This is a genomic window from Nocardia sp. CA-107356 (assembly GCF_050946365.1).
In the GTDB taxonomy this organism is placed as follows: Bacteria; Actinomycetota; Actinomycetes; order Mycobacteriales; family Mycobacteriaceae; genus Nocardia.
Genome location: NZ_CP191992.1, coordinates 8235475 through 8261493, shown reverse-complemented (window position 1 = coordinate 8261493; position 26019 = coordinate 8235475). Strand labels below are relative to the sequence as shown.

Genomic DNA, 26019 nt, shown 5'->3' with positions numbered 1-26019 from the left:
GTAATCGAATGTCCCGACAATCGAGCCCGCACCGACGCGGTGCGGCTGGCTAGACTCGTCGGCGAGCGCGTTCGCGGCACATCTGACACAGGAGGACATACGTGGCGAGGGATACCGAGCAGATCGAGCGGGAGATCGAGGCCGCGCGGACACGGCTCGCGAGCACGCTCGACGAAATCGCCGTGCGGGCCGATCCGCAGCGCATCGCCGATGACACCAAGCACATCGTGCTGGCGAAGCTGAACGAGCCGAAGGTGAAGTACAGCCTGATCGGTGCGGCCGCTGTGGCCGTCGGGTTGGTACTGCTCAAGATCTTCCGCTGAGCCGAAACGACAACACCCGGTGTGGCAAAAGGTCTGCCACACCGGGTGTTCTGCGTTTCAGGGCTATCAGACCGTCGGGCAGGCGAAGCCGTCGCCGTCCGGATCCAAGTGCGGGCCGTAGCCCGGCTCCCCGCGGAACAGCGGTGCCCGTCCGGCGGCACGGGCCTCATCGCAGTTGGCGAATGCACCACCGGCCGAGCCGGTCTGGGACATACCTGCCGAGCCGGTCGCGGCCGAACCGGTATCGATTGCGGACGAGCCCGTTCCTGCGGAACCGGAGGGGACGTCGGCCAGGGCTGCGGGCGCGGCTAGGAAGGTCAGTCCCGCGATGGCAACGCTGACGGTGAGCGCGCGAACGTTCATATATTCCTCTGTTTGTGTGCTGCGGTGGATTGGCGCCCAGGGGGAGACGCCGCATCCACTGTTGTGACGGGCCGCTCCGTTGTCAACCGCGCCGCCGGACAATTAGGGGAATTAGGGGAACATCACCGCTATCGCCGTCACTCGCCGAGACGCTTACCCGCCAAGTGTTCGGCAGGAATATTCCCCATCCGCCCGGCTTGGTAATCCTCCATGGCCTGGATGATTTCGGCACGGGTATTCATGACGAACGGACCGTATTGCACGACAGGCTCTTTGATCGGCTGGCCACCGAGCAGCAGTACCTCCAGATCGCCGGTCCGGTTGTGCTGCACCGCATCCGCGGCGACGGTGATCGAATCGCCCGGACCGAAGACGGCGAGTTGTCCTTCGCTGACCGGTCGGCGCTCGGCACCCACCGTTCCGCTACCGGACAACACATACGCCATTGCGGTAAACCGTTGCGGCCACGGGGTTTCCAGTTGTCCGCCCGGTGAAATGGAGGCGTGTGCGTACGAGATCGGGGTATAGGTCGAGCCGGGTCCGTCGAAGCCGCCGATCTCGCCCGCGATGATGCGCACCAAGGCGCCACCGTCGTGCGAGCTGACCAGCGTCAGCTCAGCGCTGCGCAGATCCTGATAGCGCGGGGCGGCCATCTTCTGTGCGCGCGGCAGATTGACCCACAGCTGGATGCCGTGGAACCAGCCGCCCGCGATGACCAGCTCCTCGGCGGGCAGCTCGTCGTGCAGGATGCCGGATCCGGCCGTCATCCACTGGGTATCGCCCTCGCTGATGACGCCGCCGCCGCCGTTCGAGTCGTGGTGCACCATGGTGCCGTCCATGACATAGGTGACGGTTTCGAAGCCGCGATGCGGATGCCACGGCGCACCCTTGGCCTCGTACGGCTCGTAGGCGACCGGGCCCATCTGATCGAGCAGGATGAACGGATCGGCCGAGCGCACATCCATACTGGGGAACGGTCGGCGCACCTCGAAGCCCGCGCCCTCGCGCTGCTCAGGTGCGGTGCTGATACCGGCGACCTTCCGTTCACGCGTGGAATCGGTGGGGCGGGGCAGTCGTGGCAGCACCATGATGTCGGGGACGGTGATGGCTGGCATGGGCACCTCCTGAGTGGTTGGTGTCCATGTCAACCAAAGGATGGCTAGGATCATTCCCGTGGTCCGATGGCTGAACGATGACGAGCAGGAGAGCTGGCAGGCCTTTATCCGGCTACGCCAGCGGCTGGACGCGGCGCTATCGGCCGGGCTGGCCCAGGACGGCCTGTCCACCGCCGACTACGAACTGCTGGTGCCGCTGTCCGCGGCCCCCGGCGGCTGCCTGCGTGCCAAAGAGTTGGCCGCCGAGGTCTGCTGGGAGAAAAGTAGGCTCTCGAAACACTTGGCGCGCATGGCTTCTCGCGGACTTGTCGACCGTCGCCCGGCCGCGGACGATGCCAGGGGGATCCTGGTCGAACTCACGCCGGAGGGTCGTAAGGTGCTGGAAAAGGCGGCGCCGAACCATGTCGAACTGGTGCGCCGGATCTTCGTCGATCCGATGACACCCGTGGAGGCGCGGGCATTGCGGTCACTGGCCGACAAGGTGGTCACCGAGGCCGAGCGCGATACCGAGCTAGGCTACTGAATCACCACGGTGTGATCGGCGGCTTCACCCACAGCAGCTTTTCGTCGGTGTGATTGCGTTGTGCCGCAGGATGATTCGGATGACGAGCGGCCCAGATGTCCTTCTCGTCGAGCAGGTGACCCACGCTCGTCCAGGTTTCGTCGGTACTCGGCGGATTCGTCTCGGCGGCGCGCGCCAGCTTCCGGCGGACCGCCGCGGGCATGTCCAGCAGTTCGGCCCCGGTGATGCCGCGATCCCAGATATAGGTCGCGAGGCGGCGCGCCTTCTCGGCGCGGCTCTTCGACGCGTGGTCGGAGTGGGCGTAATCGGTCATGGCGCAGTCCACATCGATGGTGGTTGGTCTGCGTCGACCCTACGACAACGCCTCCCCGCCGTCGGGCGGGGAGGCGTTGTCGAGAAGTCGTGGATCAGTACGCCGAGTTGACGTTGTCCATCGAGCCGTAGCGGTGGGCCGCGTAGTTGCAGGCGGCGGTGATGTTGGCCACCGGGTCCCAGATGTCCCAGGCGGTGCCTTCGACGTGGTAGGAGTTGAAGGTGGGGTCGATCACCTGGAGCAGGCCCTTGGAGGGGATGCCAGCGGCGGCGTTGGAGTCCCAGAGGTTGATGGCCTGGGGGTTGCCGCCGGATTCGCGCATGATGTTGCGGTAGATGCCGTTGTAGCTGCCCGGAATGCCCTGTGCGGCCATGACGTCGAGGGCGTGGTGGATCCAGCCATCGAGATCGTCGGAGTAGATCGGGGCAGGGGGCGGCGGCGGGGTCAGTCCGGGCACCGGCGGCAGTTCGGGCAGCGCGGGCAGCGCGGGCAGCGCGGGAATAGCCGGGGCGTCAACCGGCGTGGCCGCGGGGGCGTCCACGGGGGCGGCCGCAAGTGCGGCGGCGGGGGCGGGCTGTTCCTCGGCGACCATGGCAATGCGCGACGGAACGCTGTCGTCGGCCAGCGCGACTACGGAGGAGGTGCCAACGGCGATGACACCGGCTGCGGCCACCGCGAGGGCGACACTGTCACGGAGCGAAAGGCGGCGGAAGGAGGGGAGGCGTTTGTCGAGCATTGCGAAATCAGTTCCTTGATCGTTTCCATAGGGGATCCGGCCCGGTACGGGCAGCGCGGATCTCCAACGGGGCACCCGGTGGGCAACCCGAATGAATCGGTTCCGTATGCTGTTTTCGGGTTTTGTTGTGAAGGCCAGGCGGAGCCCTGGCGCCCGACGCGGTAAGAGCCACCCGGGTTCGGTTCCCGGCGGGTGCCGCTATCGTGCGGGGAGAATGCGGTCACGGACTGTGATGCCGCTGATATCTCCAGCGACCGCGGCAGGTGAACACATTTGCCGTTGCGGTCGTTTTCCGAATGTGTGTGGATCGTTCTTCGGTCTAACCCAAACCTCGGGTCTGTTCGTGATCTGGTCTCAGCTTGGTCACGACTGGTTAACGCAAGGTAAACGAATAGTGAATGGGCGGGGTTGCCGATCTTGGAAAGCCCTGGTCGGACTCCGCGAAAGGCCCCGTATGCGGGGAGTTTGCCGCTAAACCGGATGTGGCGTAGGTCACTGAATTTTCCTAGTAACGCAGGCCACTTTGTCTCAATTTGGTCACCATGAGGCCGGACGGACACGTCCAGGGGCCACCACGCGGGTCAAACTGTTACGCAATTCGGCCACCGTGGAATCGCCCAAAACGGACGCCCACTGGTCGGCGAAATTCGCCGCTGCGGCATCTGCCGCGCGTGTGCAGGCCCATCCCTTAGCGGTGAGGGTGATCAGTCGCGCGCGGGCATCGTCGGGATGTGCGTTGCGTTCGGCGTAGCCCTTGCGCACAAGTTCGTCCACCAGCTGACTGGCGGCCTGTTTGGTCACTCCCAGATGTTCGGCCAGCTCGCCGACCGTCGCACCGTTCGGTGCGAGCCGAACGAATGCGAACCCATGTGTCGGCCGTACGTCGGCGAATCCGGCTGCGACCACTCCCGCATGGATGGCGTCGGTCGCCGCCGCTCCTGCGGCCAGCAGTAGCAGCGCGAGATCCTGTCCGGGCCGCAGGCTCGAGGCGGGTTTCAGATCCGACATGACTGACATCTTGACACAGATGGGCAATTTGCTTGACTATATAGTCAATCTGCTTGACCAAATAGAGGAGTAAGACATGCCTGTAACCCGTGCCGCCGAGGCCGAAACCCACGAACTGCACGGCACCCGATTCACCTCCTACATCCGTCCCGGCACGGGCAGCGCCGAACTGTGCGTCTGGCAGATCCAGGTGCCCCCGGGTTTGAAAGGTATGCCGCACAAGGTTTTACGAGAAGAGGCGTTCGTGATCATCGCGGGTGTGGTGACCCTGACCATCGACGGTCAGCCGGAGGAATTGCGGGTGGGCGATGCCGCCGTGGCCCCCGCGGGCTCGATCATCAACCTCGACAACACCGGAACCGAAACCGCCACCCTCGTGGTGACCGTTCCGGTCGGCTTCCAGGGTGAACTGCTCGACGGGACCATCATCAATCCGCCGTGGGTCAGCTGATCGCCGCCGACCGGGTACGTGTCCGACGACACACCCGGTGTTATCGCTTCGACGGCGGTGCGGTACCACATTGATCCAACAGAAAATCCCCCCATGCTGCGTACTGCCGAATGGGGGGATTTTGCTGGTGGTGCGCAGGGACTCGAACCCCGATCCCGCTGTTAAGGGTTCGGGGTTTTCTGCGTTCACCCCTGATCACGGGCAATCCTACGTGACTGCCTTACCTGCGGTTATGTTGAAATGCACTGCGTACTTGGTCACGCAGAATCACGCGCAGTCACCCGGAAAGTTTGGGGTAATCGTGGGTGGGTTGAGTCTGTGTCGCTCCTGTGACGCAATCCAAACGGTGTTCCGTCCAATGAGCGTCTGGCCTCGAGGCACATTCGGGTGGTGTGTCGCAGGTTGGTGCCTTCGGCAGGGCGCGCAAAACATGGGCAACTGAAGAACGCCTGGTCATCGTGGGTACGTATGCCGCCTGAGGGATCGCAATGCCCTGCAGGAGTTGGGCAATCGGCCCCAACTTCATGGTGCCCTGCGGGGCGTGTCGCATATGAGAACGATGACGACCTGCGGTTTTCGGGAGGGTCTGCGATACGCAGTCGCACCTCGTATCCGCGCCTGGACACAGGTTCAGGGTGACAGGGGGCTCCACCCGTGGAATCGGTTCTGGTGCGTGCTCAGGTCCCGAGATCGAGTCTCGGCCACGGCGAAATGGGCTCGGTCTATCTGGCTCATGATGATCGGCTGGACCGAATGGTCGCTCTGAGGATTCTGCATCTTCATCTGATGGCCACCGGCGAACTGCGACGTCGGTTCGAGCGTGAAGCGAAATTGACTGCTCGACTGGACCATCCGGGCATCGTTGCTCTGAAACCGTTCGATCGGGGCGTGGATTAGGTCGTCCTGACCGGCAAGTTGGTAGTGGGTCGGCGAGCCTAGAGGCGTCTGCTGACTTGTGGAAACGGGTCACAGGTTTTGTGCCCTTGGCAGGACAAACATGGCAACCGGAAAACGCCTGGTCAGTGTGGGTGCCTACCCGATCTGGTCGCCGTAATTGGCGATAGCGCACTAGCCCGGCGTTTGCTGTTGCGCCAAAATCAACTGGCTTTGCTGGTAGATCAGGTTTCCGCGGGTGCGCAGGGTTTCTTCGTGCTCCGAGCCGAGCACGCGGGTTCGCGCATCGAGCAGTCGCTGGTAGTCGGCGGTGGCGCCTTCGTGGTCGTTGGCGTCCGCCCGGCAGCTGGCGAGAGCACTGAGCGCTCGGAGCGTGTCTGGGCTGTCGGCGCCGAGCACGCGGGTTCGCGCGTCGTACAACTGCTGGTAGTCGGCGATCGCGGTGGCGAGGTCCTCTGTCAGCGCACGGCAGGTGGCAAGGTTGTACAACGCATTCAGCGTGTCCGGGTGGTCGGCTCCGTGGACGCGCGCCCGTGCCGCGTGCAGTTGCCCATAGTCGCGGGTTGCGCCCGGGTAATCGCGGCAGTCGAAACGGAACTCGGCGAGCCGACGCAGGGTGGTCAAGGTGTCGGGATGATCGGCCCCCAGCAGGCGAGTCTGGTCGGCGATCAGTTTCTCGTACTCCGAGACGATGCTCATTCGTCCACTGTACGGTCGAAAAGGCTAGTTGCTCAGCTGGTTTCAGCGGATCCCCGCCGCGGTCAGTTCATCCGGAAGATCGCAATGGCCGATTCCGCCGTGGGTACCGCGAGGTCACATGAGTTGCTTCGGACTTCCACGGCCATCAGGTCATAGGGAGCCGCACGCTTGGGGGCGGGAAGGAGCAGTCCGACGAAAGCGATGATCCTGCACCAGCCTCCGCTGGTGTTCTCGATGGCGGGGACTCCATCGATCCGGACTCTTCGATCGCCGTCGCTGAGTGGATACGAAGCGTCTGTGGCTCGGCGCCGGGACTCGTAGCTGAGTTCGATTCTCTGAGCGGCGGAGTAGAGCTTCGGATCGTCGAGAGTGAAGTCGCACTCGTACAGAAAGGTTTTGGTGTCCAGGTATGGCGTGTGTCCCTCGCCGACACCGCTGAGACCGGCGCACGGGTCGAACGTCGCGGCGTCGCGGCGGCTGGGGCCGCCGTCGAAAATGCGCACCGAAGACTGGGCGAGCTTCTCCAGCGCTGGACAATTGGCTCGGCCGCCATTGCCGACCATCTCCGAGAACATCAGTAGTGTCTTCAAACCGTCGTCGATCTGCTTGATCGTCACCGCGATCGCACATCCGCCGTCAGTGACGGCCTGGATGGCGTCACGTCCGGCCACCTCGATCCGCTGCGCTCCGTCCGGTAGACGGTCCGTCGGTGTGCCGACGGAGATGTCGAGAAAGATCGCGGATGTTTTGGTCTCGGGCAATAGGTCTTCGAAGGACACGACGCAGCGATCAAGTCCTTGGGCTGGCATGATGCGCGCGGATCCGACTTCGGCTACGGCCGCGGTATCGAGCAGATCGCATGGATCGATCGCGCGCAGTTCGTCGAACGCATCGAGCCTGGCCTGGGATCCTTGCGGCTGGACTCGGCCGCGATAAACTCTGCTCGGTGTCGCTGGCGCCACGCCGCGCCCGATCTCCGGCGCAGTCCCGAAGGCGGTGGCGTCGGTAGCCCTCGCGCCGGTGGCCGTCGGATCGGGTGTGCTACTCGCACAGGCACATAGGAATGCCAGCAGTACAGCACCAATGGCTGCAATACGAAAGGCTCTGGATCCCAATCGCATACGCCCCCCACGATCTTGTTCAGCAGATTCTTTGGGCAGCGTAACGACCGGCTCGAACCGCGGCACGATCGGGACGCGAACCGTTGGGGCGTGGCAACATCTCGATTCCGACCAGGTTCGTGTTCCGCCACGCGGTCGCGACCATCCTCGACCGTTCAGCGGCGTTCGACGACGCCCGAATCGATTGGATGCGACCGCGTCGCACGATTGCTCCTGCTGTGGAGCGAGGTGGCGTGTCTCGAAAAGCCTTCTATATTCAAAGAATTCGACAATGTCATCTCGTGTCCTACTGGTCGCCTCGGCCGAGCATGTCGCGGGTGGTCTGGCTCGAAGACAACACGGTGGATCGCTGGTACCGGCGCGCGGCGAGTGTTGTGTGGCCTCGGGAGCAACCCGTCGCCGGAGGTTGTAGCTGCTGCGGCGACGCATGTCGCCGACGACCGGAATCCCTGGCCTGCCGCGGACTCTCGGTCGCGCATGGGATCGACGGCCGCTCCGCGGTGACCCCTCCGAGTCGGGCGAGGGGTGTCTCTGCATCTACTCTGTGTTACAGTCTAGTGGTACTCAGTGACACTGAATAGCGTATTTCTATCGAAAGAGGTCTGCTACGGACAATTTGACGGAGATGCTGAAAGGTACGCTCGAAGGCTGCGTCCTCGAGATCATCGACACCGAGGAGACATATGGTTACGCCATCACGCGTCGGCTGAATGAACTCGGTTTCGCAGACGTCATCGAAGGGACGATCTACGCCATCCTGCTGCGGTTGGAGAAAAATGGACTGGTCGATGTTTCCAAACGATCTTCCGAAGTCGGCCCGCCGCGCAAATTTTACGCACTCAACGACGCGGGACGCAAAGAGCTTGCGACATTCTGGTCGAAATGGGAATACGTCTCATCACGCATCAATGAGCTCAAGGAAAACGAGAAATGAACTTCTGGGAGACAATCACAGGAAACGATCTCACCAGGGAATATAAAGCCTTCGAAGCTCGAGCCGAGGCCCTCCCGGCCGAGTATCAAGCGGCGTGGGAAGAGATCAAGATCCATCTCTTCCCCTACTCGGGCTTCACGGGCCGCAACTTGATGCCGATTCTCGACGGCACTCTAGGGCTGCTCGAGGAAACAGCGTCGGATGGTCAGAGTGTCCACGAGGCACTGGGCGATGACATCAAAGGCTTCTGTGCGGCGATTGCCGGCGAAGAAGGAGCAAAGAGTTATCGCGACAAGTGGCGCGAGCAGCTGAACAAGAACGTTGCAAAGAAACTGGGCCGGCTAGGAGGATAAAGTGGGCATCCGCGACATCATCGAAGGTAAGAGAGAGTGGCGGGCGCACATGGCGCGCGTCAAGGCGCTCCCGCCCGATTACCAGATTGTCTACAAGGAGATTCAGAAGTACTTTTTCAAGATCGGGCCAGTCGAGCTGGTCGACGGGAGCTTGCTGTCGGGGATTAGCGATTTCTTCGAGGAAGGGGTCGTGGCCGGCAAAGGAGTCATGGAACTCATCGGCAATGATGTCGCGGCTTTCTGCGATGACCTTATAAAAGACTCACGGACCTATGCCGACATCTATCAGGAGTCCGTCAGCAAGGAAGTCGGTAAGGGAATGAAATGATCTCCGTTGTCTCGCTGTCCATCTGCGCTCGGGTCTGAGCGCCACCACGCGTCGTACTGTCGACAGCAGTGCTGAATGGTGGTCCGGATGGCGCTCTGATCACCGCGGGTGTGGCGGTCTGGTGCCTGTAGAGAAGGCGTATGGCACTTGCGGCCGGGGTTCGAATTCCTTGATTGCGCACTGCGGCGGGGAGTTGGATCGAAGCACGCGATAGAGGTCGGCTCCGATGAACGATGTGCTGCCTTCGCGACGGCGCTGCTCATCCTTTGAGTGGTGCGACAGTTGGTGGCCATGAGAGTCATCCATTCCACCTCGGTCTCGGGTGGTTCCTCGCCGGGAGCGACGAACCACCGCAGCATGTCGCGTGTGTGTTCCGTGCTGGGATGTAGCGTCCAAATAGCTGAAGCTACAGCGACTTTCGGGTTCACGGTGAGTCGGATGTAACCGGCAGGGGAGATCAATGCTCGTGCCGTGATGCGAGCCGAGCGGGCGGCGAGAGCCACCGCCGCGCCCAGCGAATTACCGCCAGCGCAACGTCATCCAGCCGCGCGACGGTCAGGATTTCATCGAGCACCCGGCCGTACCAGGGCAGCCGGGCTCGGCGTGGTCGGCGCGGGTCGCTGAGACCGGGTTGACCTTTCGCCGGACAGCGAGCATCTTGCGCCGCCGCTACTCAGTGTTACTATCTACTAGTAGTAAGCAACACTGAGTAGTGCGAGGAGATGATCCGTGGGCAAGCAGATAACGGAGATGCTCAAGGGCACGCTCGAGGGCATCGTCCTGGCGATCCTGGCCGTGCGGTCCGCATACGGCTACGAGATCACGGCGTGGCTGCGGGAGCAGGGCTTCTCTGATATCGCCGAAGGCACCGTCTATGCCCTGCTCGTCAGGATCGAGAAACGGGGCCTGGTCGACGTGGAGAAGATCCCGTCGGAGAAGGGGCCGCCGCGCAAGGTGTACTCCCTCAACGAGCAGGGGCAGGAATATCTCGACGAGTTCTGGAGGACCTGGAGCTTCCTGTCCGAACGGCTCGAACAGCTCCACGAAGGAGGCAAGTGATCATGTTCATCGAAAAGGCGCTCGGCGATCTCGGCGATAAGCGGCGGTGGCGACAGTATCGGGCGCGCGTGCGACAGCTTCCGCAGAGCCATCGCACGGCAGTCGAAGCTTTCGAGCGGTACCTGATGGGCTCCGGGCCGGGTGGCGGCGTTTCGATGTTCGAGGATCTTGCCGATCTGTTCGAGCAGAGCGCCGCGGATCGAACCCCGATCCGCGAGGTCGTCGGGGCGGATCCCGTGGAGTTCAGTGAGACGTTCGCGCGGAACTACGCGGAGGATTCGTGGCACAACCGTGAACGGGAACGGCTGATCAACGCCATTGAACGCGCCACCGGAAGAGGAAATTAGGGCCGTTCGATGACGACACAGCAAGCCCTGGCGGTCCCTATGCAGGGTCTGGAGAAGTCCCGCGGCGCACTGCATGTTGCGCGGGACGGGTTCACGATCGGCCAGGCGGCGGCATTCGCCGGTGTCACGGTGACGACGGTGCAGCAATACCACCAGTGCGGGTTGGTCGACGAACCGGACTACGACGGGTCCGGCCGCAGGCGATATCGATCTACCGATTTGATGCGACTGGTGCAGGTCCGGACGCTGGCCGGAGCGGGTGTGCCGCTGGCCGAAATCGGGGATCTGCTCGACTATCTCGCCCACGTCGAGCGCGTCCTCGGCAACCCCCACTGAGCTACGGCGCCCGAAGGATATTGTGCCCCAACCGAATACGCGGATAGGGGCCACTGCGGAATCTGCGCGTGCGTGATACGCGCTGGGCGGGCACTACCCGGAAACTCTCGACGGCCGGCATGTCCTCGGATATACGTATACATATACTTATAAATATAATAGAAAGGATTGGGGCAATGGTAGGCACGACAAATGGGAACGGTGTCGAGGACGGCTGGGGAAAGGTCGCGGACGCGTTCCGCGCGAACTTCGAACCCAACCCCGGCGAGTTGGGCGCGGCATGCTGCGTCTACGTGGGCGGCCGCCGCGTCGTCGACCTGTGGGACGGCCTTGCCGATCGCGCGGCGAACCGGCCGTGGGGCGAAGACACTGTCGTCCGGGTCGCCTCGACGACGAAGGGCGCTACCGCGATCTGTGCCCATCTGCTGGCACAGCGCGGTCAGCTGGATCTCGACGCCCCGGTGGTCCAGTATTGGCCGGAGTTCGGCGCCGCCGGCAAGGACCGGATCCCGGTGCGCTGGTTGCTGTCCCACCAGGCCGGGCTACCGATCATCGACGGACCGTTGACGTTCGAGCAGGCGTGCGCCTGGGACCCGGTCATCCGAGCACTCGAGGCGCAGCCGCCGCTGTGGCAACCGGGCACCGAACACCTGTACCACGGCGTCACGTTCGGGCATCTGGTCGGAGAGGTCGTGCGTCGGATCTCCGGCAAGTCGCTCGGCACGTTCTTCGCCGACGAGGTGGCTGCTCCGCTCGGACTGAGCGCCTGGATCGGGCTGCCCGAGGAACACGAAGGACGGGTGGCCCGGATCGAGTACGCCGCTTCGTTCAGCGTGGAGGAGCTGACCGCCGGGATGATCAGGAGTACCGGGCTGGATGCGGACACGGTCAACGCATGGATGCAGGCCGCGTGGGGGCCGGATTCGGTCGTAGCCCGCGCCGGGTCACTCGGCGGTGCATTGGACAACATGGCCGATCCCGCGACCGCGTACTACACGACGCGTGCCTGGTCCGCGGCGGAGTTCCCGGCCGCGAACGGCATCGCGGATGCGCGATCGTTGGCTCGGATGTATGCCGCCACGGTGAGCGATGTCGACGGCGTGCGGCTGCTCGACCCGTCCACGGTCGAGAAGGTGATAGCTGTACAGACCGATAAGACCCGGATGCACGGGTTGCCGCCGGAGCTGAACATCCCGGCCGACCGCTCCTTCTACATGTCGCTCGGGTTCTGGCGCGCGTGCCCGCCGCTGCCGATGCTCGGACCGGGATCGTTCGGCCACCCCGGCTCCGGTGGATCGATCGGCTTCGCGGACCCCGACGCCGGTGTCGGCTTCGGCTACGTCACCAACCTGTGGGACCTCCGGCCCGACGACCCGAGGGCGTCGAGCCTGGCCGAAGCCGTCCGATCCTGCCTCTAGAGGAATTCTCGTCATGCGCGCCGTTGCAGACACTCGACCGAACGGAATAGCCACGCGGCTGCTGGGTGACCGCCAGTCCCTGCCGGTCCTCGTCCTGTCGCATCACGCGGCGTCGAGGGCTGCGGTGATCTTGCGGACCATCTCGGTCATGGTGGGGCTGGGCTTGTCCTGGTGGGTCTGGGCGGCTTCGATGGCGACCAGGACGGTGCTGCGGAAGTTGTCGGCCTCTGTCGGGGCCTGCTCGTTGAGCAGGCTCATGGTTGCGGTCAGGGCGGGCAGCACGTGGTCGGCGAGTTCGGCGACGGTCTTGCCGTTGAGGTTCACGGGCTTGGACTTCTCGGCGAGCACGTGTCCGACCAGGCCGGTCGCCGAGGACAGGGCGATAGAGCCGTTGGTGGCGATCTTGTGGGGCTTGCCGGTGGCATCGGCGGCGACCAGCAGCGAGACGGCGCCGTAGGCGGCGGTGCGCAGGGTGAGCTTGTCGGAGTCGGTGAGGGTGATGGACATGGTGGTGTGCTCCTTGGAATCTGTTGTGGTGGAAGTTGATTGAACGAACGGGTGGTGGATGCGGCCGGGCCTGTGCCCGGGTGGTGTCCGAATTGCTCAGGGCGAGTCGCGTAGGTCGCGGCGGCCGTGAACGCCGCCGCCGGACCGGTCGTGAGCGAGTCCGTCAGCGGATCGATGAACCGTCCCGGTCGAGGGCGGCGGCCTCGCGCACGGCCTCGGCGACGGCACCGAAGTCTTTGCGCAGGATGTGGTCGTGGTTGCTGGCGACCTTCGCGCTGATGCGGATGTTCTGGTTGCGGGCGGTCACCGCATCGAGGCTGGCGCGGATCTTTTCCTGCTCGTCACCCTTGCTTCCGAGCGAGGCGCCCGAGGCGAGCACATACCGCGTCGCGACGGTGATGTTGTCCAGCACGGGGCCCAGCTCGCGCTCGCGGGCGATCTTGCCGAGTTCGATATTGCACTCGGCCTGCTGTGCCGCACCCATGCGCGGGGTCAGGCCGGTCGGGCGCAGCAGCGCGGTGATCGGGCGCAATCGCTTGAACAGCTTACGGATCCGCGCCTCCATGGCGTCGTCGAGCCAGTCGTGCGGTTGCGCGCCTTCGACCAGGACCGCGCCCATGCACCGTTGCGGATTGCGGCTGGCCCAGTGCGCGGCGACGAACGCCCCGTAGGACCATCCGATCACCACCGCCCGCTCAACGCCCCGGGCTGCGAGCACGGCGTCGACATCGTTCACGCAGGTGGCGAAGGAATAGTCGGCCGAGGTCTTGGATTTGCCGCGAGCCCGCTCGTCGAAGGTGATGTGCCGCAAGCCGGAGCCGAGGTCGGCAATGACGCGCTTCCAGTACCCCTGCGTGGCGAACTGGCCATTGCAGTAGATCACGGGGATCCCGGAACCGCCGGTGTCGGTCACGGCCAGCGCCGTGTCGTCGACCGGCACCATGCCCGTCCAGGCCGGGGTGTTCGCGGTGTGGTTCGAGTTGTTCGCTGCGCTGTTCATGTGGACTACTGTCGCCAGCCCGGCTGATACCGACCTGACGCCGACCTGACACCCCCACTGACACGGTGTCCGACCTGGTTACAGCGGACAAGGGGGACAGACAGGCATCGGCCGTGCTCGCTTCGCGCCGATGTTCAACCTGATCGTCTCGAATGTGCCGGGCCCGGACCAGCCCCGCTACCTGGCCGGTGCGCGAATGGTCATGCTGTACCCGCTGTCACTGCTGTTCAAGGGCGAGGGGCTCAACATCACCGCGGTGTCCTACGACGGGCGGATGCACCTCGGTTTTACGGCGAGCCCGACCGTGCATACAAAACTCCTAATGATGAATTTGTCAGATGTGACCTTAGCATCATGTGGATAGGAACTGATAACCTCATCACACTTGATTGGATCAATTGTTAATAGATGCGGTGTGAGATGGCCGATGGTCTACTGGGCAAACCTCTCGAGATCGGCCCCATGCGGGTCGAGGGATGTCTCTACAAGTCGGCAACCAGCGAAACACTCGCCATCGCAGACGGTTTCGTTACCGATGACCTACTGGCCTTCTATGAGGCGACGGCACAGCCCGGGACGCCGATGACGTCACCGGAAACCTCTACGTCTCGCTCCAAGGCAAATCAGCGGGCGGGCAAGCGGGAATCGATAGCGATGACAAATCCTGGGTCTACGCGAGTAGGTCGACCTCGCCCACATCGGGGGTAGCAAGCGCGTGGCGCAGCTCAATCATGAACGTTAACGCAGATTTCTTGCCTTTAATAAGGGAGGAATCTACCATCGGTTAATGCAAGGAATCTTGTGTTAACGCTTGGTCGAGTTCGGCGACCTTCAGCAATGAACGGTCCGTCGGAGACCTCGACACCGCTCCGGGGCATCGGTACCGGCTCCACGCTCGGGTTCCGAGTCATACGACGCCACTGGACCACTTCGAACCCACCCCCGAAAGGAGTCACCGATGACTCGCACACCTCTGCTGCCGACCAAACTGTTCATCAGTGCCGCGGCGTTCATCCGCGCCACCGAACGGCTGGCCACGCCGATGGGCACCCGGTTCTTTCTGCCCGCGCTGTTCGTGGACCGGTTCGCGAACATGGGCGCGATCGACAAAACCCTGTTCACCGGCCAGCTCGACCGGTGTCGTTCCTTCACTGATGAGGTCTGGGCCGGGTATTGGAACAGCCTGGCCGATCCGCATATCGCCGCCGCCGACGCCGCCCTCGAGCGACTGGGTGGGCCGAACGTGCGCGATCTACTCGACGACGCCGACCACACCGTGGTCGAGCACCTCGGCAAGCTTCTCGCCCCGGCGGTATCCATCTTGTCCGAGCGTGGTGCGCAACCGAGCCCCGATCTCGTTGCACGGTTCAGCGCGGCGCACCCCGCCGATGCCGATGCCGCTGTCGCGGTGGATGCCCTGATCAAGGCGACGGTCTACACCTTCGCCGCATCCTGGCCCGGCTGGACACCGCAGCGGCTGCAGGCCTACGCCGTCTCACGACGGCTGACCCATGTCCTGTTGACCGCTCTGGCCCCGGCGATGGGCCTGGTCATCGAAGCCATCGAGGTCCCAGCCGGGAACGAAACCGTTCGCGGGTACACCATCTTCCCTCCCGGTACCGACCGCGTGCCGACCTTGTTGGCCACCAACGGAATCGAGGGCACGATCCAGGAACTGCTGTTCCCCAGCCTGGCTCACCGTCCGGCCGGATTGGGCATGTTCGTCATGGAGATGCCCGGCACCTACGACTACCGGCAGCCGATGTCGCTGGAGTCCGAGCAGATCTATCACCAGGTGATCGATTACCTCGCCGAGCATCCTCGCGTCGCCCCCGACCGCATCGGCATGTTCGGTCTCAGTTTCGGGGCCTACTGGTCCACCCGCATGGCAGCTACCGATTCGCGGTTGCGCGCGGTGGTCTCCAATGGTGCACCGGCGGAGAAGACCTGGGCGCTGACCGGCTCGCTCGGGGTTCCCGAAATCATGGCCTGGACGCTGACCAACACCGTGGCGGCCACCGGCACCTTCAACCTGCTGCGGCGCCTATCTACCCTCACCGTGCGCGAGTTGTGCCCCAGGATCACCATCCCGTTGCTGGTCATCAACGGCGACTCCGACACCCTGGTGCAAACCCAGGACTCTATCGACATCGCCACCCTCGCACCACACGGGTTACTCAAGCTCTACCCGGGCGACGACCACTGCGCGATGAACCACTTCGACGAGTGGGTGGGCATGGTTATGCGGTGGATGTACACCCAACTGACCACCTGAACCGGCCTGCCCCCGTTGGTTCGGCATAGCAGCGAAGTTGCTGTCGTTCTGTTCACCGGTGGCGCTAATTCGGTCGGGTGATTCCGTGAAGCAGCTGGTCGACGACGCGCGCAAAGAACGCCTCGTCGACCGGCTGGCGGGTCAGCAGTGCCCGGAAGTGCACCGGTGCGATCAGCGACTCCAAAGCCATCGCCGCGTCGGTGGTTTCGGGTAGTTCACCCCGAGCCACGCCGCGGTCGATTATGACCCGGGCCAGGTCGAATCGCGACTGCCAGAACTGCGCGCGATTACTCGCCAGGACCGAATCGTCCTCGGCGACAGCCATCGCCCGAGCCAATGCGATGCCGAGCGGGCCTGCCTGATACGCCGCGATCGAGCGGGCGAACTCGAGCAGATCTCCGCGCACGGTCCCGGTGTCGGGAATCGGCAACTGTTGGGAGCTGTAGCTCAGCAGCGCGTCGAGGATCACATGCTCCCGGGTGCCCCAACGCCGGTAGATCGAGGTCTCGTGCACACCGGCCAGCCGGGCGACCTCCCCGATACTCACCGCATCGGGACCGTGCTCGGCGGCCAACTGTAACGTGGCATCCAGCACCGCTTGCCGGACCCGGGCCGAGCGGCCACCGGTTCTGCGGCGGACCTCTGTCTCGCTCATTCCAAACATTTTAACGCAAAGACCTTGCGATAAATCTCCGGTTGGTTGTACGGTTCACTAACGCAATGTTCTTGCGTTTATTGGCGGGTCGTACAAAGGAGTCACGATGTCCTACCAGTGGCCACTGGACGCCGAAGATCTATTCGGGGAGCGATATCCGCACATGCTCGACGTCGGGCTTCCACCGGTGAATCGGCGGTACCGATGACCGCGGCCCGTGGCGCCGAGATCGTACGCGGCCTCATCGCCCATGCCCGCGCGATCGGCAACGGCGTCGTGGTGCACTTGGGCATCTCGGTGGGTGGCTCACTACGCGGCCAGCCCCGGTCTTGTCGGTGAGGTCGACGCGGCCATCGTCGCAGGTGGTCCAGTCGAAAAATCCTTCAATCAGGTGATCTCGATCCTGATGACCCGGCTCGAACGGGCCCTCGCCGCCGACCCGGCAGATCTCATCCGATGACCCCCGTCAGAGCTCTTCGACCATCCCGCAGTGGAGGAACCCGGTGACCGACTCCGTACTCGACGACTACATCGCTCGATTCAGCCGCTGGGGCAAATGGGGCGAGCACGACCAACTCGGCGCGATGAACCTCGTCGGACCAGACCAGGTGCGCGCCGCCGCCGCGTTGATACGCGACGGCCAGGTCATCTCCCTGACGCTGCCCTATGACCAGGCCGGTCCCCAGCCCGGCGGGCTGCGGTCGAACCCGCAACTGGTGACCACCGCGACCGGCACCGATCACCTCGCCGGGGTGCAGGAGAAGGTCCTCTCAACGTTCGGTCCGACCGGTGAGTTCGGGTTCTCCGACGACATGATCGTGATGGGAACCCAGTGTGGCACCCAATGGGATGCGCTGTCGCACATCTTCCACAAGGGCAAGATGTGGAACGGCTACAGCGCCGCCGAGCATACGTCCAACGGTGCATTCCGCAACGGCATCCAGCACTGGAGCGACCGCATGGTGTTACGGGCGGTCCTGGTCGATCTGCCCGCGCGACGCCAGGTCGCCAGCCTGGACCCCGGTTACGCGATCACCGTCGAGGACCTCGAAGACGCTCTCACCGCCCAAGGGGCCACAGTGCAACCCGGTGACGCGCTGATCGTGCGGACCGGGCAGCTCGGCGCGCGCCGCGGTAACTGGGGCGACTACGCCGGAGGCGCTGCACCGGGGCTGTCGTTGCACACCGTGCCCTGGCTCTACGAGCGCGAGGTTGCCGCCGTCGCCGCCGACACCTGGGGTGTGGAGGTACGCCCCAACGAGATCGAGACATTTCAGCCGTGGCACCAAGTTGCGCTGGTGCACATGGGTTTGGCGGTCGGGGAAATGTTCGACCTGGACGCGTTGTCGGTGGCGTGCGCGGCCGATGGCCGTTACGAGTTCATGCTCGCCGCGTCTCCGCTGCCGATCACCGGTGCGGTCGGCTCCCCGGTCGCGGCGGTGGCGATCCGATGACCGCCCACACCACACCAGCATTGTTGTGGGAACCCCACGACAGCAGCACCACCGAAATCGCCCGCTACGTGGCCTGGTTGCAAGCCGACGGCCGCTTCGACGGGCCCGTGGACTACTCGCGGTTGTGGGACTGGTCTGTCGCCGACCCCGATCGTTTCTGGTCCTCGATCTGGGAGTTCTTCGACATCAAGGCCGACGGCGACCCGCACCCGGTGCTCGCCGACGCCACCATGCCCGGCGCGACCTGGTTCCCGAACGTCGCGCTCAACTACGCCGAGCACGCCTTGGCCCACCACCGACCCGACACCGCGTTGGCGGTAATCGCGCACAACCAAACCGATCCCAACCCCATCCAGATCACCTACGGACAGCTGCGCGAGCAGGTCGCACGCGCCCGCGCCGGCCTGCTCGACCTCGGAGTGCGTCGCGGGGACCGTGTCGCAGCGTACATGCCCAACATCCCCGAAACCGTCATCGCGTTCCTGGCCGCGGCCAGCATCGGCGCCATCTGGTCCTCGTGCCCGCCGGAGTTCGGCGCCACAGCGGTGATCGACCGGTTCGGCCAGATCGAACCGACCGTGCTGCTCGTCGTCGACGGCTACACCTTCGGCGACAAGACCATCGACCTGCGCGCCGAACACGCCACGCTGCGTGCCGGGTTGGCGTCGGTGACCACCACCGTGCTGGTGTCCTCGGTGTTCGACGAAACGACACCGGTGGACATGCTGTCGTGGCGCGAACTGCTCGATCAGCCAGCGGAATTGGGCTTCGACCGGGTCCCGTTCGACCACCCGCTGTATGTGCTGTACTCCTCGGGCACCACCGGGCTGCCCAAACCGATCGTGCACGGCCACGGCGGCATGCTGCTGACCCACCTCAAAGACGGTGCCCTGCACCTGGACGTCCAAGCCGGCGACCGCCTGTTCTGGTACACCACCACCGGCTGGATGATGTGGAACACCGTGGTCTCCGGGCTGCTCTCCGGTGCCACGATCGTGCTGTTCGACGGCAACCCCACCTACCCCGACCTGGCCACCCTGTGGCGCCTAGCCGCCGAAGACCAGCTCACCCACTTCGGTGTCAACGCCGCATTCCTCATGGGATGTCGCACCTCTCGGATCCACCCCCGCGATCACGGTGACCTGAGCGCGCTGCGGTTCATCGGGTCCACCGGATCACCGCTTCCCCCCGACGGCTACACCTGGGTCTACGACGAACTCGACTCCCACGTGCTGCTCGGATCGGTCAGCGGCGGTACCGACGTGTGCTCGATCCTCACTGGCTGCTCCCCGATGACGCCGGTGTGGTCCGGTGAAATGTCCTGCCGCGCACTAGGAGTGCCCGTCGATTCTTACGACCCCGAGGGAAATTCCGTCGTGGACACCGATGGTGAGCTGGTGATCACCGGACCTGTCCCCGCGATGCCGGTGGCGCTCTACAACGACACCGACGGTTCCCGCTATCGCTCGACATGGTTCGACAACTATCCCAGGATCTGGCGCCAAGGCGACTGGATCACCATCACCGCCCGCGGATCAGCGGTTATCAGCGGACGCTCCGATGCCACCCTCAACCGCGGTGGCGTCCGCCTGGGCACCGCCGAGTTCTATGCCACCCTCGGGGCGCTACCTGAAATCAACGACAGCCTCGTAGTGCACCTCGACGACCCGAAAACCGGTCACGGCCAACTGATCCTGTTCCTCGTACCGGCCGACCAGGATCAGCCCGAAGACGAATTGCGCGAGCTGGCCGCACAAACGTTGCGCGCCAACTTGTCACCGCGCCACGTGCCCGACCGCATCATCCTCACCCCCGAAGTGCCCTACACCCGCACCGGCAAAAAGCTCGAGATCCCGGTCAAACGGCTTCTCCAGGGCGCGGACCCGGCCACCATCACCAGCCCCGGCATCCTGGCCAATCCTGACAGTCTGGCCTTTTTTCACGCGTCACTGCTGACCAGGTGAGGCACTGATACGCAGCCAACCGCCTCGACCGAGCCGCAATCGACTTTCCAGACCTATTGGCCCGCCTCGGGATGGTCGCGCAAGACGGCACCGACGGCAACGCCTACCTATGCAGGCTCGATATCTCCCTCTACGACGTCCCGCTGCCCTGCGGGCTCGTACCGCAGATCGGCGGGAATTCGCAATCCGCGGTCTGCCGCCCATGAACCGGCACCACTGTCGATAGTGAGCAGTGCTACGTCGCACTCGTTGAGAGATCTGTGTCCGCCGATCAGGCACTGCACCGGATGAAACCTATGTCCACCGATTGGGGTGGGATCGCCCACGATGGCTGACTACTCGGCGCCGCGACTGGTGAAGTCGAAGGATCCGCCGTCGATGCCCCAGGAGATGACCCGTTCGGGGTGAATTCGGATGACCGCGCGTTCCTGGGGTTGGAACGGTGGCTCCTCGTCATCGAGCGCCTCGGCCGTGCCGCGTACCTCGATGCCGCGAATCACGTATGGCTCCAATGAAACCTGTTGGTCGATGACGAACGACACCCGGCTGCCCGCCTCGACATTGCGGTACTTTCGACTGGCACGCATCCGCATGCCCCCGATGTCGATCGCGCCGTCGGCGTTCACCCGATAGCTGGTCGGGTTATTCTGCACGACGCCGTCGGGCGACACCGTGGCCAGCCGACCGATCCCGGCCTCCGCGAGGAACTGCTGTTCGTTGATGGTGAAGGTCATGTCAGTTACTCCTCAGTGAATTCGATATCAGGTGTGCCCCCGGCGATCAGCCGGAAGTTGTCGGCTGAGATCAGAACAGGATCAGCGCGGCGCACAGTCCGGCAATGGCAATGAACTGCAGGGTGACCCGGTACTTCAGAATGCTGTCCCACTTGTCCTGCAGCGCACGGGCATTGGCCGGAATGATGCCGCTCTGCGCAGCGGCGGTCTGCTGGGAATTGATCGGCTTGGCGATGCGGACATAGAAGGCGAGCCAGGTCAGCAGCGCCGCCACCGTGATCCCCGCCGCGACAGCGGCGCCGATCTGCCCGGCCAACAGCGCGATCAGCAGTGTGAGCACGGCGGTGACCACACCGCCCGCACCGACAACCGGCATGCGCTTATCGCCGTAATAGTGACCCCATCCCGCACTCATGGTCACGGCCGCATCATCGAGCTTGCGGTACACCGACCGGGTGATCACGGCCCCGCAGACATCGGTGCCATAGACGACGGCATTGGCGAGAACGGCGATAGCGGCAATGATCTGGCCGGTGACAATCAGCATTTTCGGCTTCCCTTCCTAGATTCTAGCAGCGCTAGAAACTAGAGCAACGGTAACATCCGTCCACTATCTTGTCTAGCGTTGCTAGATTTCAGATCGCTACCGCGGGATCGCGCTCGGATCAGCAAGGTGCACATGCCCGTTCCGGCCGAGCGGACGCTGTCGCCGGCAAGCCGGTCACCGAACGCTGGCAGATCTTCGGTCTGCTGGTTCCGCTGGTGGTGCCGGGGCTCATCGCGGTCCCGGCCCTCGTCGACCGGGGTTGCGGGCGGCCTGACCGCGTCGGGGCCGGACGTGGAACGGCAGGTATCGATTCGCGCCGACCCTTGACTTTCCCGGTAGGAAAGTGGAGTCTTACTTTCCTACCGGGAAAGTGAGGGCACCATGGAAAACGTCGCTCCGGATCAGGCACGCGCCGCGCTGGACACGGTCGAGCGGGCCCGCCGCCGAGTGGCCGACGAGGTCGGGCTGCCGCGCGGATACTGGTGGGCAATGGCCGCCGGCTGGGTCGTGCTCGGCGTGATCGGGGACCTCGGGCCGCAGTGGCTGGTCATCGCCACGACGCTGATCTTCGGCGCCGGACACTCGTTCCTCGCCTCGCGGCTGCTCAACGGGCGTCGCCGCACCGATCAGATTCAGGTCAGCGCGGCCGTTGCCGGACGCCGCACCCCGATCGTGGTGGTGGGCATGCTGTTCGCGCTCGTCGCCCTCACCATCGGTGTGGCGATCGCCCTGGACACCGACGGCGACCGCAACCCCGGAATCTGGGCAGCAGTGCTGGTGGCGGCGATCATCGGCTTCGGCGGCCCGGAAATCCTTCGCGTCCTGCGGCAGTGGTTCGGCGCGTGAGGCAAACCCGTTTCGACGAACTCATCCACCCGAGCACGCGGCTATCGCTGGTCGCGACCCTCGCAGCCGCCGACTGGGCCGAGTTCGCGTTCCTCAAAGACCACCTGGGGCTGTCGGACTCTGCCCTGTCCAAGCAGCTCGCCATTCTCGAAAACGCCGGTTATGTCGCCACCGAACGCCACCTGGACGGCAGCCGGCGCAAGGTCCGCGCCCGGCTGACCGAGCGCGGCAGGGCAGCCTTCACCGGCCATATCGCCGCCCTGCAGGAAATCGTCGCCGCCGCGACACCCGCGGCCCCGACCACAACGTCCTGATTCGAAACCTCAGCAGAGGCCGGGATCCGCCGCCGAAGCTTTCGAATCGCCCTACCGAACAGGAGAACTCGACATGGGAATCTTCGGCAAGACCAAGCGTGACCCCGAACAGCCGCCCCAGCCCCAGCCCGCAGCGACCCCGCCCCGGCCCGACCAGGAAGCCAAGCGCCGCCGCCGGCGTCGCCTCCTGGGCGGCGCGTTCACCGGCGGCTGGAGCGGGAGCTGACCGCACCGGGCTGGACCCGCGGCCCAGCCTGCGCTACTGAACCTGAATCAGGTTGCCGTGCAAGCCGACTCGACGCCAGTGTGGGTTAGTAAGAACAACTTCACCTGGCCGGCGACGATCCAACAGAAGGCGTTGCCGGACCAGGACTTCCAGACGACTCTCACACCGGAGCAGGAACTGCACGTTCTCGAGGTCCTGTTCGATGCGCTCGGCAGATTCCTCGGGGCCCGCGAAAGCACTTCGTAGAACGTCTATGCCGTGTAGTGCGCTGGCTGAATCGCAGAAAGGCCCGGGAAGTCAGCTGCAGGAGACGAATTGCTGGACGAAGATGCCCGCGGGGTCGGTGGTGTCGAAGCCGGGGCGGGCGGCGCCGGCACGGACACCTACACCGAGCTCGGTGAGCTTGCGGTCGAGGATGTTGGCCTTGTGGGTGGGGCTGTTCATCCACCAGGTGAGGGCTGCTCGGGCGGTGGTGAAGGTGTTCGAGCCCCAGCCTGCGTAGGTGTTCTCGGACCAGCGGTTCACGTCGTGGCCATCGCCCTGGTAGTAGGTGCAGGGGTTGTAGGACTTCACGCGGCGCTGGAGCTGGGTGATCACTGGGACACCGGCGAGGTCGGGATCGTCGTGAGAGTTCGCCCCGTCGGTCCACCATTGGCGCCCCTCGGCGTGGCGGGCGAAATCAGCTGCGCTGTTGCGTAAGTCGTCGCTCCATTTCAGCTCGGGGACACCGGCATTGGTGCGTTCGATGTTGGTGAGGCAGAAGACGGCGCGCTCGATCTTGTCGAACTGGTCGTTCAGGGCGAACATGGCGCCGAGGCCGTTGTTGGGGTACTTGTTCGCGAAGTACTGGTAGCCGTGTACTGGGTCGTCGGCGTTGTCGCAGGTGGGGGCCGCGGCGGCGGGTGCGGCGGTGCGCGGGAGACCGGTGACGGCGGTGGTGGTGATGGCCAGCGCCAGGACGGCACCGCCGATGATCTTGCGGCTCATGGTCTTTCAACTCCGTACGCTCGAGGAACCAATGGGCTCCTTCAGCGTCGGCGCCGAGACCAACAGTCCACCAACGGAATACCAATGGACGCCGGGCACTCGAACGACACCTTGCTTCATCGTCACCGAAGACCTCTCGCAGCATCGAGCGAGAAGATGACGAGCACCTCATCAGGCGGTGCGGGCGCAACACCGCGTCAACTCTGAGAATTCGGTGGGAAGGGGGCGCCACGGTCCGCGGGCTGGGACCGGACCAGGGGAATGGGCCTGCGCAGGTCGACCATGCGGGCGGTGGGGATTTGCCGTTCTCGTTCGAGGATCGGGCCGGTGGATTCCGTGCCGAGCGAGACGGTCGCGGTGCAGTCGCCGGGGCCGAAGGCGACGAGGGTGCCGTGGCGGACGGTGGCGGCCAGCGGCTGGATCTCCAGAGTGAGGACGAGCTCGACGGTGACCGAGCCGGCGGACTGCCCGTCGACGAGGATCTCCAGGTTCGGGCGGTAGGTGTGGGTGAGCTCGTGGGCGAACAACTCGACGGTTTCCTCGGGGCCGCGCTGGGAGCGGACGGCCGCGGAGCGGAGACGATCGTAGCCGCGCCAGCCGGCGACCGCCGCGTCACCGAGATCGATGTCGAGCAGGCTGTCGACGGCTTCGGCGATTCTCGGCAGGGCGATATCGCGCACCAGGTCGCCGAGCGCCGGTGCGGCCGTGTGCAGTGTGTGGTCGAAGCCGACCTCGCGCAGGCGCGCGGTGAGCTCGGCGCAGCCCATTTCGCGGGATCCGTTGTTGTAGAGCACGGCTCGTGCGGTGAGGGTTTCGGGGAACATCAGCGTCGCACCTCTCGCACGGTCGTGATGGGTTCGGCCCGGTGCACGCGGATCTGCACACTCGGTGGGCGAGAAGGGAAGGTCCGGATGTCCAGGCGGGGGCTCGGGTCCTGATGGACGCGGACCTGCACGTCGGGTACGCGACCCGTGTGCTGGGGGCTGGGTGCCGGGCTGCCGAAACGAGGGGATTCGGCGGTGCGGCGACCGAACGGTGCAGCGCCGGGTGCCCGGCCGCCGGGCTGTGCGGTGTCGGGCTCGCGACTACGCAACGGTGCGGGCCCGGGGGCACGGCTGTTGCCCGTGGCAGGGGACTCCGGTGCGGGTGTGCGGCGGCCGAGCAGGGTGACGGCACCCACGATCGCGGCGAGGATCAGGGCGGCACTCACGGCGAGCGGACCGACCGACGATGTCCCGGACTTGTTCTCGGGGCCCTGTGCGTCCGCGGTGGGTGGTGTGGGATTCGTTTCATCGGGGTCGGAGGTCACGATCGGGTCCGTGGTCACCTTCCGGGCCGCGAGCACGGTGATGGGCTTCGTCGAGGTGATCGAGCTGTCCGCGGTGCAGGTGGCGGTCAGGGTGGACTTGCCCGGTGTCGCGCCGGTGGGCACGGTGACGGTCGTGTCGAACTTGTAGCTCGTGACGGTCACCGTGGTGGCGGAGGTGGTCCAGCCCGGGGTGACGGTCACCTTGCTGCAGAGCCAGTTCCCGCCGTGCACAGTGATCGTCGTGCCCTGCACCGCCGTCGATGGGACCTCGAGGATCAGTATGTAGCCGTCGCTGGTGCCGCTGCCGTCACCCGCGCCGGTGGTCGTGGTGGTCGGTGACGCCTTGCGCACGGTTGTGCCGGTCGGTGGGGGCGGCACCGAGGTCGCGCTCGAATTCGGCGGCGGCGCAATCGAAGACGGGTCCGCAGCCGCGGGAATCGTGGTGGCGGCGAGGACCGCGGCGAGCACGGCGGCTGCTGTCGCGACCTGCCGGATGAGAGAGCGGCGACCGGATGGGATCGAAGCGGAAGGGATCGTCATGGCTGCGCACTCCGGGAAGCGCCCTCCGCCGCCCGTCACCCGGCACGGCGGGGGTTGTGAAAGAGAGACGGGAACAACGGGATACGTTGCCTGTCCACGGTAAGCGGCGCCGATATGGGCCGGCAACCGATTTTGTTCACAGGACGGCTGCGAAGCCGTTGGGGCATTCTCGCGAGGGCATCACGGAGCGGCATTACATCGTCTCGCCGGAGGGGCACCGGACTCATCGGCCGGGCCGGGCTGGGCACGCCAGCTGAGGAACGATTGGTGGTGAATTTTTGGTGTTCTTTTGGTGACGGTCCGATAGAGCGGAACAGCCCCGATCATAATATCGGGCCTC

The 26019-nt window shown here is 64.7% G+C and carries 34 protein-coding genes; 19 read left to right on the top strand and 15 right to left on the bottom strand.

Annotated features, from left to right (window positions below):
- The first annotated feature begins 101 nt into the window (after positions 1-101).
- Positions 102-323, top strand: a complete 222-nt coding sequence (locus tag ACQP1G_RS37340; protein WP_433194383.1) for a DUF3618 domain-containing protein — start codon at positions 102-104, stop codon at positions 321-323.
- Between the two features lie 66 nt (positions 324-389).
- Here ACQP1G_RS37340 and ACQP1G_RS37335 read toward each other — a convergent pair whose 3' ends face one another.
- Both ACQP1G_RS37335 and ACQP1G_RS37330 read right to left on the bottom strand, forming a co-directional pair.
- Positions 390-686, bottom strand: a complete 297-nt coding sequence (locus ACQP1G_RS37335; protein ID WP_433194382.1) for an excalibur calcium-binding domain-containing protein — start codon at positions 684-686, stop codon at positions 390-392.
- Positions 687-823: 137 nt separating this feature from the next.
- Positions 824-1801: a pirin family protein gene (locus ACQP1G_RS37330; protein WP_433194381.1), complete on the bottom strand. Its 978-nt coding sequence runs from the start codon at positions 1799-1801 to the stop codon at positions 824-826.
- Between the two features lie 58 nt (positions 1802-1859).
- Between ACQP1G_RS37330 and ACQP1G_RS37325 the strand changes: the two genes are divergently transcribed.
- Positions 1860-2324 (top strand): MarR family winged helix-turn-helix transcriptional regulator, encoded by a 465-nt coding sequence (locus ACQP1G_RS37325; protein ID WP_433194380.1) that lies wholly within the window; start codon positions 1860-1862, stop codon positions 2322-2324.
- A gap of 1 nt (position 2325) precedes the next feature.
- On the opposite strand, the gene ACQP1G_RS37320 is transcribed toward ACQP1G_RS37325, so the two are convergent.
- The 3 genes from ACQP1G_RS37320 to ACQP1G_RS37310 all read right to left on the bottom strand — a co-directional run bounded on the left by ACQP1G_RS37320 (position 2326) and on the right by ACQP1G_RS37310 (position 4381).
- On the bottom strand, positions 2326-2637 hold the full coding sequence (locus ACQP1G_RS37320; RefSeq protein ID WP_433194379.1) for a hypothetical protein: 312 nt from the start codon (positions 2635-2637) through the stop codon (positions 2326-2328).
- A gap of 94 nt (positions 2638-2731) precedes the next feature.
- On the bottom strand, positions 2732-3373 hold the full coding sequence (locus ACQP1G_RS37315; protein ID WP_433194378.1) for a transglycosylase SLT domain-containing protein: 642 nt from the start codon (positions 3371-3373) through the stop codon (positions 2732-2734).
- A 537-nt stretch (positions 3374-3910) separates the two neighbouring features.
- Positions 3911-4381: a MarR family winged helix-turn-helix transcriptional regulator gene (locus ACQP1G_RS37310; protein WP_433194377.1), complete on the bottom strand. Its 471-nt coding sequence runs from the start codon at positions 4379-4381 to the stop codon at positions 3911-3913.
- 76 nt (positions 4382-4457) lie between these two features.
- Between ACQP1G_RS37310 and ACQP1G_RS37305 the strand changes: the two genes are divergently transcribed.
- The gene (locus ACQP1G_RS37305; protein WP_433194376.1) at positions 4458-4832 is read left to right on the top strand and encodes a cupin domain-containing protein; all 375 of its coding nucleotides are present in this window, start codon (positions 4458-4460) and stop codon (positions 4830-4832) included.
- A gap of 654 nt (positions 4833-5486) precedes the next feature.
- Positions 5487-5729, top strand: coding sequence for a hypothetical protein (locus tag ACQP1G_RS37300; protein ID WP_433194375.1), 243 nt, complete (start codon positions 5487-5489; stop codon positions 5727-5729).
- A gap of 171 nt (positions 5730-5900) precedes the next feature.
- Here the strand turns inward: ACQP1G_RS37300 and ACQP1G_RS37295 are convergent, their stop codons facing one another.
- Both ACQP1G_RS37295 and ACQP1G_RS37290 read right to left on the bottom strand, forming a co-directional pair.
- A complete protein-coding gene (locus tag ACQP1G_RS37295; RefSeq protein ID WP_433194374.1) occupies positions 5901-6425 on the bottom strand; it encodes a tetratricopeptide repeat protein in 525 nt (174 codons plus the stop codon).
- 62 nt (positions 6426-6487) lie between these two features.
- Positions 6488-7204, bottom strand: a complete 717-nt coding sequence (locus ACQP1G_RS37290) for a hypothetical protein (protein ID WP_433194373.1) — start codon at positions 7202-7204, stop codon at positions 6488-6490.
- Between the two features lie 967 nt (positions 7205-8171).
- On the opposite strand from ACQP1G_RS37290, the gene ACQP1G_RS37285 reads away from it, so the two are divergent.
- The 7 genes from ACQP1G_RS37285 to ACQP1G_RS37255 all read left to right on the top strand — a co-directional run bounded on the left by ACQP1G_RS37285 (position 8172) and on the right by ACQP1G_RS37255 (position 12321).
- The gene (locus ACQP1G_RS37285) at positions 8172-8480 is read left to right on the top strand and encodes a PadR family transcriptional regulator (RefSeq protein WP_433194372.1); all 309 of its coding nucleotides are present in this window, start codon (positions 8172-8174) and stop codon (positions 8478-8480) included.
- On the top strand, positions 8477-8833 hold the full coding sequence (locus ACQP1G_RS37280) for a DUF1048 domain-containing protein (protein ID WP_433194371.1): 357 nt from the start codon (positions 8477-8479) through the stop codon (positions 8831-8833). Before ACQP1G_RS37285 ends, ACQP1G_RS37280 begins: the two co-directional genes overlap by 4 nt.
- Position 8834: 1 nt before the next feature.
- Positions 8835-9161: a DUF1048 domain-containing protein gene (locus ACQP1G_RS37275; RefSeq protein WP_433194370.1), complete on the top strand. Its 327-nt coding sequence runs from the start codon at positions 8835-8837 to the stop codon at positions 9159-9161.
- A gap of 729 nt (positions 9162-9890) precedes the next feature.
- Entirely contained in the window at positions 9891-10220 is a 330-nt protein-coding gene (locus ACQP1G_RS37270) for a PadR family transcriptional regulator (protein WP_433194369.1), read from the top strand.
- Between the two features lie 2 nt (positions 10221-10222).
- Positions 10223-10567 carry a DUF1048 domain-containing protein gene (locus ACQP1G_RS37265; RefSeq protein ID WP_433194368.1) on the top strand — a complete coding sequence of 115 codons (345 nt, stop codon included), beginning with the start codon at positions 10223-10225 and terminating at the stop codon, positions 10565-10567.
- 9 nt (positions 10568-10576) lie between these two features.
- A complete protein-coding gene (locus ACQP1G_RS37260) occupies positions 10577-10903 on the top strand; it encodes a MerR family transcriptional regulator (protein WP_433194367.1) in 327 nt (108 codons plus the stop codon).
- Between the two features lie 176 nt (positions 10904-11079).
- The gene (locus ACQP1G_RS37255; protein WP_433194366.1) at positions 11080-12321 is read left to right on the top strand and encodes a serine hydrolase domain-containing protein; all 1242 of its coding nucleotides are present in this window, start codon (positions 11080-11082) and stop codon (positions 12319-12321) included.
- Positions 12322-12423: 102 nt separating this feature from the next.
- Here ACQP1G_RS37255 and ACQP1G_RS37250 read toward each other — a convergent pair whose 3' ends face one another.
- Both ACQP1G_RS37250 and ACQP1G_RS37245 read right to left on the bottom strand, forming a co-directional pair.
- Complete coding sequence (locus ACQP1G_RS37250; RefSeq protein ID WP_433194365.1) at positions 12424-12828, bottom strand: hypothetical protein; 405 nt, start codon at positions 12826-12828, stop codon at positions 12424-12426.
- Between the two features lie 163 nt (positions 12829-12991).
- A complete protein-coding gene (locus ACQP1G_RS37245; RefSeq protein ID WP_433194364.1) occupies positions 12992-13828 on the bottom strand; it encodes an alpha/beta fold hydrolase in 837 nt (278 codons plus the stop codon).
- Positions 13829-13958: 130 nt separating this feature from the next.
- Here ACQP1G_RS37245 and ACQP1G_RS37240 point away from each other — a divergent pair, with 130 nt between their 5' ends.
- Both ACQP1G_RS37240 and ACQP1G_RS37235 read left to right on the top strand, forming a co-directional pair.
- On the top strand, positions 13959-14192 hold the full coding sequence (locus tag ACQP1G_RS37240) for a WS/DGAT domain-containing protein (protein ID WP_433194363.1): 234 nt from the start codon (positions 13959-13961) through the stop codon (positions 14190-14192).
- Between the two features lie 594 nt (positions 14193-14786).
- Complete coding sequence (locus tag ACQP1G_RS37235) at positions 14787-16103, top strand: alpha/beta hydrolase family protein (protein WP_433194362.1); 1317 nt, start codon at positions 14787-14789, stop codon at positions 16101-16103.
- A gap of 64 nt (positions 16104-16167) precedes the next feature.
- Here the strand turns inward: ACQP1G_RS37235 and ACQP1G_RS37230 are convergent, their stop codons facing one another.
- Complete coding sequence (locus ACQP1G_RS37230; protein WP_433194361.1) at positions 16168-16758, bottom strand: TetR/AcrR family transcriptional regulator; 591 nt, start codon at positions 16756-16758, stop codon at positions 16168-16170.
- 301 nt (positions 16759-17059) lie between these two features.
- On the opposite strand from ACQP1G_RS37230, the gene ACQP1G_RS37225 reads away from it, so the two are divergent.
- Genes ACQP1G_RS37225 through ACQP1G_RS37215 form a run of 3 tightly spaced genes read left to right on the top strand, consistent with a single transcriptional unit; the run spans position 17060 to position 20176 of the window.
- Positions 17060-17218 carry a hypothetical protein gene (locus ACQP1G_RS37225; RefSeq protein ID WP_433194360.1) on the top strand — a complete coding sequence of 53 codons (159 nt, stop codon included), beginning with the start codon at positions 17060-17062 and terminating at the stop codon, positions 17216-17218.
- Between the two features lie 43 nt (positions 17219-17261).
- Complete coding sequence (locus ACQP1G_RS37220; protein ID WP_433194359.1) at positions 17262-18212, top strand: cyclase family protein; 951 nt, start codon at positions 17262-17264, stop codon at positions 18210-18212.
- Positions 18209-20176, top strand: coding sequence for an acetoacetate--CoA ligase (locus ACQP1G_RS37215; protein WP_433194358.1), 1968 nt, complete (start codon positions 18209-18211; stop codon positions 20174-20176). Before ACQP1G_RS37220 ends, ACQP1G_RS37215 begins: the two co-directional genes overlap by 4 nt.
- Positions 20177-20511: 335 nt before the next feature.
- Here the strand turns inward: ACQP1G_RS37215 and ACQP1G_RS37210 are convergent, their stop codons facing one another.
- Both ACQP1G_RS37210 and ACQP1G_RS37205 read right to left on the bottom strand, forming a co-directional pair.
- Positions 20512-20910 (bottom strand): PPOX class F420-dependent oxidoreductase, encoded by a 399-nt coding sequence (locus ACQP1G_RS37210; protein ID WP_433194357.1) that lies wholly within the window; start codon positions 20908-20910, stop codon positions 20512-20514.
- Positions 20911-20980: 70 nt separating this feature from the next.
- Positions 20981-21457 carry a DUF1772 domain-containing protein gene (locus ACQP1G_RS37205; protein ID WP_433194356.1) on the bottom strand — a complete coding sequence of 159 codons (477 nt, stop codon included), beginning with the start codon at positions 21455-21457 and terminating at the stop codon, positions 20981-20983.
- A 381-nt stretch (positions 21458-21838) separates the two neighbouring features.
- Between ACQP1G_RS37205 and ACQP1G_RS37200 the strand changes: the two genes are divergently transcribed.
- The 3 genes from ACQP1G_RS37200 to ACQP1G_RS37190 all read left to right on the top strand — a co-directional run bounded on the left by ACQP1G_RS37200 (position 21839) and on the right by ACQP1G_RS37190 (position 23089).
- Entirely contained in the window at positions 21839-22303 is a 465-nt protein-coding gene (locus ACQP1G_RS37200) for a hypothetical protein (RefSeq protein WP_433194355.1), read from the top strand.
- Positions 22300-22617: a transcriptional regulator gene (locus ACQP1G_RS37195; RefSeq protein ID WP_433194354.1), complete on the top strand. Its 318-nt coding sequence runs from the start codon at positions 22300-22302 to the stop codon at positions 22615-22617. Before ACQP1G_RS37200 ends, ACQP1G_RS37195 begins: the two co-directional genes overlap by 4 nt.
- 283 nt (positions 22618-22900) lie before the next feature.
- Positions 22901-23089 carry a hypothetical protein gene (locus ACQP1G_RS37190; protein WP_433194353.1) on the top strand — a complete coding sequence of 63 codons (189 nt, stop codon included), beginning with the start codon at positions 22901-22903 and terminating at the stop codon, positions 23087-23089.
- Between the two features lie 51 nt (positions 23090-23140).
- Here the strand turns inward: ACQP1G_RS37190 and ACQP1G_RS37185 are convergent, their stop codons facing one another.
- The 3 genes from ACQP1G_RS37185 to ACQP1G_RS37175 all read right to left on the bottom strand — a co-directional run bounded on the left by ACQP1G_RS37185 (position 23141) and on the right by ACQP1G_RS37175 (position 25679).
- On the bottom strand, positions 23141-23830 hold the full coding sequence (locus tag ACQP1G_RS37185) for a CAP domain-containing protein (RefSeq protein WP_433194352.1): 690 nt from the start codon (positions 23828-23830) through the stop codon (positions 23141-23143).
- A 197-nt stretch (positions 23831-24027) separates the two neighbouring features.
- Positions 24028-24654 (bottom strand): hypothetical protein, encoded by a 627-nt coding sequence (locus ACQP1G_RS37180; protein ID WP_433194351.1) that lies wholly within the window; start codon positions 24652-24654, stop codon positions 24028-24030.
- Entirely contained in the window at positions 24654-25679 is a 1026-nt protein-coding gene (locus tag ACQP1G_RS37175) for a hypothetical protein (RefSeq protein WP_433194350.1), read from the bottom strand. Before ACQP1G_RS37175 ends, ACQP1G_RS37180 begins: the two co-directional genes overlap by 1 nt.
- Positions 25680-26019 lie beyond the last annotated feature (340 nt).